The organism is Faecalibacterium longum (genome assembly GCF_040094125.1).
GTDB lineage: Bacteria > Bacillota > Clostridia > Oscillospirales > Ruminococcaceae > Faecalibacterium > Faecalibacterium longum.
In genome coordinates this window covers 1-946 of record NZ_JBBNIH010000015.1, presented here as the reverse complement: position 1 = coordinate 946, position 946 = coordinate 1, and the positions used below count along the sequence as shown (strand labels likewise).

Sequence of the window (946 nt, the reverse complement as noted above, 5' to 3'; positions counted from 1 at the left end):
GTTCCCGAGTGGCCAATGGGGACAGACTGTAAATCTGCTGCTTTTCAGCTTCGGTGGTTCGAATCCACCCGCGCCCACCAAACAAGAAAAATCCGAACCTATTTCCGATTGGAGAAGGGTTCGGATTTTTCGTTTTCTTTGGGTACAACAACGAAGGTTCCTGTGGACGGCGCAAAACTCCGATACCTTGTCATAGACCGTAAGCCAATAACAAGATTTGGAGGGTATGATTATGAAGTACGATGAAAGAGCCTGCAAGTTTAATATGGACACTGGCTGCGTGGAATTGCTGCTCCGGGATGGGAGAATGATCTCCATTGACTGCACCGGGGTCGAGGATGCACTGGACGTGACCGTGGCGCAGAGGTCAGAACTGGACTACCTCATCTACAATGACCCGCTGGGCTATGCGGACTTGATTTTGAATGGCGACCCAGAGGAATATTTGAAGAATGTAGCAGGGAGTCATGGGTTAGAAGATTAAGGGCAAAAAATAAGAGGTGTGCCCAACTGGACACACCTCGGTGAGATACATCTATATAAGGCAGGGCGTTCCCTTTACTGGGAGCGTCCTGCTGTTTTTATGCTGCAACAGGCAAGGCTTGTAGAGCTTCCTGCTCTTTCAGCCATTCCTCATATTCACGCTGGCCTTCCTCGCTGTTGAAAAACTCAACCATGGAGGGATAAAAGCAACGTGCAAGGGTCTTGATTGCTTCATCCGGGTAGCCGGATTTGTTTGACTTCTTCTTTTTGTTCAAATAGTATCCTCCGAAACTCAAAGTTCCATATCCTGACCACGCTTGCGGTTTTTCTGCGGCACATTCATGGTGCGCTCCTGCTTGGGAGCAAGAATCTTTTCCAGAAAACTGCGCACCAGTTCGGGCGCACGGTGGAGAGCATCCAGATAGGGTTTCACGTCGTACCACAGGTCGTGGTACTTGTTGCT

The 946-nt window shown here is 49.4% G+C and carries 2 protein-coding genes; one reads left to right on the top strand and one right to left on the bottom strand.

The window, feature by feature from the left end; all coding sequences use genetic code 11:
• The first annotated feature begins 232 nt into the window (after nt 1-232).
• Nucleotides 233-484 (top strand): DUF6061 family protein, encoded by a 252-nt coding sequence (locus AAAU26_RS00105; protein ID WP_227619080.1) that lies wholly within the window; start codon nt 233-235, stop codon nt 482-484.
• A 97-nt stretch (nt 485-581) separates the two neighbouring features.
• Here AAAU26_RS00105 and AAAU26_RS00100 read toward each other — a convergent pair whose 3' ends face one another.
• Nucleotides 582-758 (bottom strand): hypothetical protein, encoded by a 177-nt coding sequence (locus AAAU26_RS00100; RefSeq protein ID WP_223387700.1) that lies wholly within the window; start codon nt 756-758, stop codon nt 582-584.
• Nucleotides 759-946 lie beyond the last annotated feature (188 nt).

Bases quoted from the DNA above. Each gene is read 5' to 3' on its own strand.
- AAAU26_RS00105 (WP_227619080.1), top strand. From the start codon at position 233: ATGAAGTACGATGAAAGAGCCTGCAAGTTTAATATGGACACTGGCTGC.